General features: G+C 36.4%; 6 protein-coding genes. 1 reads left to right on the top strand and 5 read right to left on the bottom strand.

Annotated features, from left to right (window positions below):
- Nucleotides 1-152: 152 nt before the first annotated feature.
- The 5 genes from C406_RS0113150 to C406_RS0113130 form a co-directional block, all read right to left on the bottom strand.
- Nucleotides 153-1,421 (bottom strand): hypothetical protein, encoded by a 1,269-nt coding sequence (locus C406_RS0113150; protein WP_017381104.1) that lies wholly within the window; start codon nucleotides 1,419-1,421, stop codon nucleotides 153-155.
- Between the two features lie 201 nt (nucleotides 1,422-1,622).
- Nucleotides 1,623-2,372 carry an amino acid ABC transporter ATP-binding protein gene (locus C406_RS0113145; RefSeq protein ID WP_017381103.1) on the bottom strand — a complete coding sequence of 250 codons (750 nt, stop codon included), beginning with the start codon at nucleotides 2,370-2,372 and terminating at the stop codon, nucleotides 1,623-1,625.
- A 34-nt stretch (nucleotides 2,373-2,406) separates the two neighbouring features.
- Nucleotides 2,407-3,066 (bottom strand): amino acid ABC transporter permease, encoded by a 660-nt coding sequence (locus tag C406_RS0113140; RefSeq protein ID WP_017381102.1) that lies wholly within the window; start codon nucleotides 3,064-3,066, stop codon nucleotides 2,407-2,409.
- A gap of 43 nt (nucleotides 3,067-3,109) precedes the next feature.
- Nucleotides 3,110-4,264: a saccharopine dehydrogenase family protein gene (locus C406_RS0113135; protein WP_017381101.1), complete on the bottom strand. Its 1,155-nt coding sequence runs from the start codon at nucleotides 4,262-4,264 to the stop codon at nucleotides 3,110-3,112.
- Nucleotides 4,265-4,355: 91 nt separating this feature from the next.
- Entirely contained in the window at nucleotides 4,356-5,177 is an 822-nt protein-coding gene (locus C406_RS0113130) for a transporter substrate-binding domain-containing protein (protein ID WP_017381100.1), read from the bottom strand.
- 645 nt (nucleotides 5,178-5,822) lie between these two features.
- Between C406_RS0113130 and C406_RS0113125 the strand changes: the two genes are divergently transcribed.
- Nucleotides 5,823-6,554, top strand: coding sequence for a BsuPI-related putative proteinase inhibitor (locus C406_RS0113125; RefSeq protein ID WP_017381099.1), 732 nt, complete (start codon nucleotides 5,823-5,825; stop codon nucleotides 6,552-6,554).
- Nucleotides 6,555-6,564 lie beyond the last annotated feature (10 nt).

The raw sequence follows: 6,564 nt of genomic DNA, 5'->3' as shown, positions 1-6,564 counted from the left end.
GCGACGAGGAGGCTCACCGCACGCCCCACGGAACGCGTCCGCTCGGAACGGAAATCAGCGTATATCAATCCTTTTCTCCTGTTTTATCGAGAAGGGGATTTTTTTCACAAACGTCATATATTGTACAACCTCACAACCAAGATTTAGTTTCTCTATTGGTATATGGGCATATTGAGTTCGTAAACAGTTCTTGGTCGCCCTTGTTGATATGTCATTTCTTCTCCAACCACCTTTACATAACTGTGATCAACGAGTTTTTTAAGAATCCGTTCAGTAGACCGACGTGTTACCTGCAGATAATCTGCGAGGTCTGCCGCTGTAAAATGAAGCATTTGTCTTGATTTACCGAATTCCAAAATTTTCGAGAGATTTGCAGGGCTCAATTTCGTTTTCTTTGCCACTTCTAGGAATTCGGGTTGATCAACTATTAAACTATGTTGTTTTCGTTCATTAGGAAACGGTCCTTGTAATTCTTTTTTTTCAGTCAAGATGTATCCGCATTTTTCGTCACCATCTTTTTCAGCAAAATGAAGCGCTACTTTGGCATTTAAATCGGCTTCCGTTATTGTTATTCCGTAGCCAAATCCAATGAATATACTGTCTTGCCATTTATCAAAGAAATCCGCTAGTACATTTTGGTTCGTCAAGGCTTCAATATCACCTCTAGTGCTATATAGGATAAATGATGTTTCATCCATCTGCTGAACGGATGCGTGAATTTCGAGTGCAAATGCGTCAACATATTCTAGTTGTAAACGATGTAAATGAGGGAATGAAATATAACCTACAGAAACTTGGGCAGATTTACTTTTATGGAGTTCAGCTAGAGTTTTAGCTTCTTGCAACCCTCGGATCAACGTCAGTCTTGGATCAGCCATCTTTAGAGTAGGGATGCCTAAATCTTCTAGTCGCTGACAAACAGCATGAACACTTGTTAAAGCTAAATCAATGGAACCTTTCTTCCAAAGTGCTTGATGAAAATCGACTATTTTCTCCAAATCAAAATGACTTTCTAACATTTCACTATAATCCATAATGCGTAATGGCTTAACCTTGAAATTCATGTCGGACAATACATTTGTCACAATTGATGAATCCATAAGATCGATGGAAAGTCGCTTCAGAGAAATTTTATAATTATATAAAATAGACAGTAAAGAATAGGCGAATGCCATTTCATCCTGAGCTAAATAAACCGAAGGAACTGTCAATTTCTCACGCTCTTCTTTTGAAGAATAGTAAGGGAATGCGCCAGAATAAAAGACGACATCGCAAGGCTTTAAACTTCTGATAAGCTTACCCGCTTCACTCGGATCTTGATACATATAAGGAACAATCTCAATACCAGAAATATCGGAGCCTTCTATAATAATTCTATTCATAAAGTCTTCAGAACCTATTACAGCTATTTTTATTTTCATATTTCAACTCCTTAAATCATTATGTATATATTAAACGTCTATTTAACGACTACTATAACAATTTTCCGGTTAATTGAAAAGCAATTCACACTATTCAGTAATTTCACACACACATAAAATCCAGCAATTATAATAACTGCTGGATTTTATGTAATGCCTATACACTTGTCTTTTACCATATACTTACTACTTTAATTGTCTCTACTCTACTTTTGACAAAAACTTTCTAGTTCTCTCTTCTTTTGGAGACTGAAAAATTTGTTGTGACGTTCCTTCCTCAACAATTAATCCGTTATCCATAAAAACGACTCTGTCTGCGACATCTTTCGCAAAGTTCATTTCGTGTGTCACTATTACCATAGTCATTCCTTCTTGAGCCAAGTCTTTAATAACCTGTAATACCTCTCGGACAAGCTCAGGATCAAGTGCGGAAGTAGGTTCATCAAAGAGCATAACCATTGGATTCAATGCTAGCGACCTAGCTATCGCCACCCTTTGCTGTTGACCACCTGACAATTGAACAGGATAGTGATCACAACGATCTCCAAGTCCAACTTTAATGAGTTGTAATTCAGCCAACTTTCTAGCCTCATCTTTACTGGCACCATGTATGACAATTGGACCTTCCATTACATTTTCTATGGCTGTTTTATGAGGAAATAGATTGAACGATTGAAATACAAAACCAGTTCTTTTCCTTAATTCTCTTATCTCTTTCTTTCGTTTTCGATCTATTTTCCCACCTGCAATTACTCTGTACTCACCAATTTGAATGATTCCCTCAGTTGGCTCTTCTAAGAAATTTAAGCAACGTAACAAAGTTGATTTTCCAGAGCCACTTGGCCCCATTATGACGACGACTTCGCTTTTATTTATTTCCAGATCGATTCCTTGTAATACATCATTTAATCCAAAGCTTTTTTTCAAATTATGAATTTGAATAATACTCATGGGTATCTCCTCACACTAGTATTTTCAAATATTATTAAGTTCGTACTAAGTATTTGGAAGTTTTGGTTTCCAATTTGTCTAATATAGTTGTGAAGAACGTAATTAACACCCAATATATTGCGGCAGCTACTAAATAAATAGTAAGTGGTTCAAACGTTTTTGCAATGATCAAACTCGACATTTGCAATAATTCTGTAACCGTTATTACTGATACGAGTGAGGTATCTTTAATAAGTACGATAAACGAGTTTGATAATGTAGGAATTGCTATTCGCAAGCTTTGAGGTAAAATAATTCGTAATAAAGCTTGTGAATAGGTCATCCCCATTGACATTGATGCCTCCATTTGTCCATTATCAACAGCAAGTATTGATGCTCGAAAAGATTCAGATAGATAAGCACCTGCATTTAAACTTAAAGCCAATATCCCAGAAGATATCGGATCTAAAGCAATACCTATTTGAGGGAAACCATAGTAAATAACGAATATTTGTACAAGAAGTGGAGTTCCTCGGATAATAGATACGTAGGCACTAGCAATTCCGTTTAAAATCCTTACTTTTACTATTCTTACGATTGCGGTAAAAAACCCAATCACCAGCGCGATAATAATGGATATTGCTGCCAAGAAAATAGTCATTAACGTAGCTTTAAGTAGGGATGGCAATGAATCTATTATTATTGTGGCGTCCATATAACATCCTCCAGTCAGACAAGCTACAACATGGATACAAAATTCACTCTAAATTTTCCTCTTTGTAAGTAATTTCAATTCCTAAACTGTTCAATTCATCTATAAATGGTTGAAAACGCTCCCTAACAATTAAGCTCTCAATTGGAATAACACCTGTCTCGGTAATTTTTTTTAATGCAATCCATTTAGCAGTTAGCGCTGCAGGAATAGCGGTAGTTTTAGCCATGGAAGTGATTTTCCGTTTATGATCATATAAGTCCACCATTTCCCATGTATGTTTGATTGATTTTCCATCCTTAAATCCACTTACTTCTACCCTCATCACAGTAATATCTTCATTGGATGCTCCAATCATTTTTGGAGCAAGAATTCTTTCTGCAAATGCTCGAGGAGTAGTCGTAATTCCATGAACTAAAATAGGATTATTATCGAGAAATCCTAATTCACTTAAAACATTCATTTTTACCCAATGTCCTGGATAGCGAACTGTTTTTTCATATAGATTTTTCACTCGATCCTTTAAAATGAATGCGGTGCTATGAGCATCTGTAATAACCGATTCACAATCACCTACTGGATTTGGAAAAGTAATTTTTTCTAATCCAGAAAGTGGCGGGTACTCAATAAGCTCCCCGTTTTCAACTGCTATGGCTGGTTTTGTATAGAGTCCCAATACACTTTCAAGACGAAAAACAACTTGATACCATAGAGGCGGGACTGGGTGTCTCGGAATTCCTCCGCAACTCATAACTGCATCGACTGCTTCATCTAACATCTCGATACCTTGCGCCGCCAGAAAGTTCGTAATTCCTGGGGCAACCCCACAACCCGGTATAATAATGACGCCTGCCTCTTGGGCAACTTTATGCAACGCCATTTTATCTGTAAACCTAGACCCTACAAGATCCACTAAATGACATTTTGATGCGATAGCAGCTTTTATAGCTACCAAGCTCAAAGAATGCGGGAGACATGCTACTGCTACATCTGCATCCACTAATACTTTCGCGATTTCTTCTTCCGTTTCTAACGAGGCTATCTTCCCAATCACTTTGGGGTTATTTGCTATGCCCAAACACTTATCAATGTTCTCTTGGTTTATGTCAACAACCGTGATTCTTTTTAAATCTTTAAACTTGGCAATTTCACTGACTACAGTCGTACCAATCATTCCCGTTCCTAAAATGACGATATGCAAAATTACCGCCCCTCCCTATCCATGTTTTTACGGGTATTGAAATGAACGAATAGAGGAATGAAATTTTCACTTTCATTCCACATTAGTAGAATTACATTTCTAAAGGCTCTGTTCCAAACCATTTTTTATAAATTTCAATGTATGTGCCATCCTCTTTCATTTCACTTAATGCTTCATTTACCTCTTTAATAAAGTCTTCGTTTCCTTTATTAACCGCCATCCCAATTTCATCTCTATTTACAATATCGCTCGCAATCTTTAAAGGAAGATTTTGTTCTTTAATATTGTAGCTAATTAACAACTGATCATTAATAATAACGTCTAATCGTTTATTCTTAAGATCTTGAATATAATCACTTACTGCTTTGTATAATATGACATCCGCACCATCGACGGTGTTTGCAACTTCTTCAAAAGTTGTCCCGCCGCCAACGCCAACTTTCTTCCCTTTAATATCCTCAAGTTTAGTAATATCGTTCGTTTCCTCACGAGTGATTAATACCGAACCGGTAATAACGTATGGGTCAGTAAAATCAACACTTTTTTTCCGTTCTTCTGTTACGGTCATTTGTCCAATAACAATATCGAATTTATCAGCTTTTAGACCACCAATTAAGCCATCCCACTTTGTCGCAATAAAATTGACTTCAACACCTAGTCTTTTAGCAATTTCATTGGAGATATCTACGTCAAAACCTTGGAACTCATCTTTGTCATCTAAGAAATTAAATGGAGGGTATGTGCCTTCGAAAGCAACATTTAGCACTTTAGATTTCTCCATACGATCTAACACGGTTTTACTACTACTTTCTTTTCCAGCATTTACAGCAACCGTTTTTTCTTCTCCTCCGCAAGCTGCAATAATACTAATTACAAAAAGAGTGATAATAACTAAAATTAGATTCTTTTTCATCTGATTGTCCCCTTCTCTCTAAAATATTCCTATTTTTTCTTAATCAAATAAGGGGGCAAACAGAAAAAAATCCCATTCAACTCTCCTATAGTTAGATTCTACCAATCTCCCATATAAATGTATAGTCTGAATTTACAGAAAAATATATTATTTTACAGTAATCCACATAATTTTCACTAATTATTAGCTAAAATATATCCGATTAAAACAGCACTTAAAATTAAGGAAGAAATGGGATTTGGTTTTAGAATGCTTTTTGTTTATAAGGGGTAAATCGATAACGGAGACTTGAGAATTATTCAAAGGACTTATTACAATTCGCGAAATCTGCTCTTGCCATTAGCAACTCCCACCTTCTAAAATATGCACTTGTCATTTGCTTTATTCAGTTAACGATTTGCCATTACAATAGCTGTTTAAGTCGTACGTTTGACTTGAATGCCGAACTTGAGCTCTGGACCCGTAAGCTGGATAAATTAATTGCGGAGCATATTTTATAAGATACAATAAATCACCCATTCCAAAGAAAAGGTGTTAATTACACTATGGTCAACTAGAGAGCAAGCATTGTTGAAACTCCTTCAATTATTCTGTAACATTTTTTGCGTATTCACAGTCTAATTATTGTAAAGAGGAGATATATATATGAAACGAAAGTGGATATTTATATTATTTTCAACCCTTATAGCCATTGTATTGGCAGGTTGTGGAACGGCAAAAAAAGATACGCAAGAGGATGTTAATGGTAGTGATAATGGTAACGGAAATGAAATCGTTGCTGGATCAATCGTTCCAAGTATTTCAGAAGGAATGCCGGAAAATAAGTATCATTACGTCTTTTCCCTTAAAAATGATACAACAGTCGAAGTAACATTGAACATGAACTCGTCACAGTATTATGATTTTCATTTAAAGGACAGTAAAGGTACAGTCGTTTACACCTATTCTGATAATAAGATGTTTACTCAGGCGTTAGAACAAAAGGTAATTAAGCCAGGTGACTCTCTACTCATGGACTTGGATCTGACAGAAGGTCTATCCACACTAAAACCAGGAACCTACACTCTTGAAGCATGGTCAACTGCTAATGAAGCTGAAGACTGGAAGGCCTCAACTGAAGTTACATGGGATGGCGTGAAAAATGAAGATTCGTCAGCCGAAGAAAAGCTAGTGGTAGAGGAAGCTCGTGTAACGTATGTAGGACTTCAAGATTTGAACTCAATCGAAGTTACAAACGAACAAAATGAAACAGAAGCTATGAGACTGTCTGAGACAGCTAAACCATTTTTTGATGATTTAGAAACAGGAGCAAAAATCACCGTCGTTTATGTCGTTATTGATGGACAAAAGGTGATTCAAACAGCCACTAAAGACTGACCGTACTCTA

Origin of the sequence: Paenisporosarcina sp. TG-14 (genome assembly GCF_000297555.1) — a bacterium.
GTDB classification, from domain to species: Bacteria; Bacillota; Bacilli; order Bacillales_A; family Planococcaceae; genus Paenisporosarcina; species Paenisporosarcina antarctica.
This window is presented reverse-complemented; position numbering and strand designations above follow the sequence as displayed.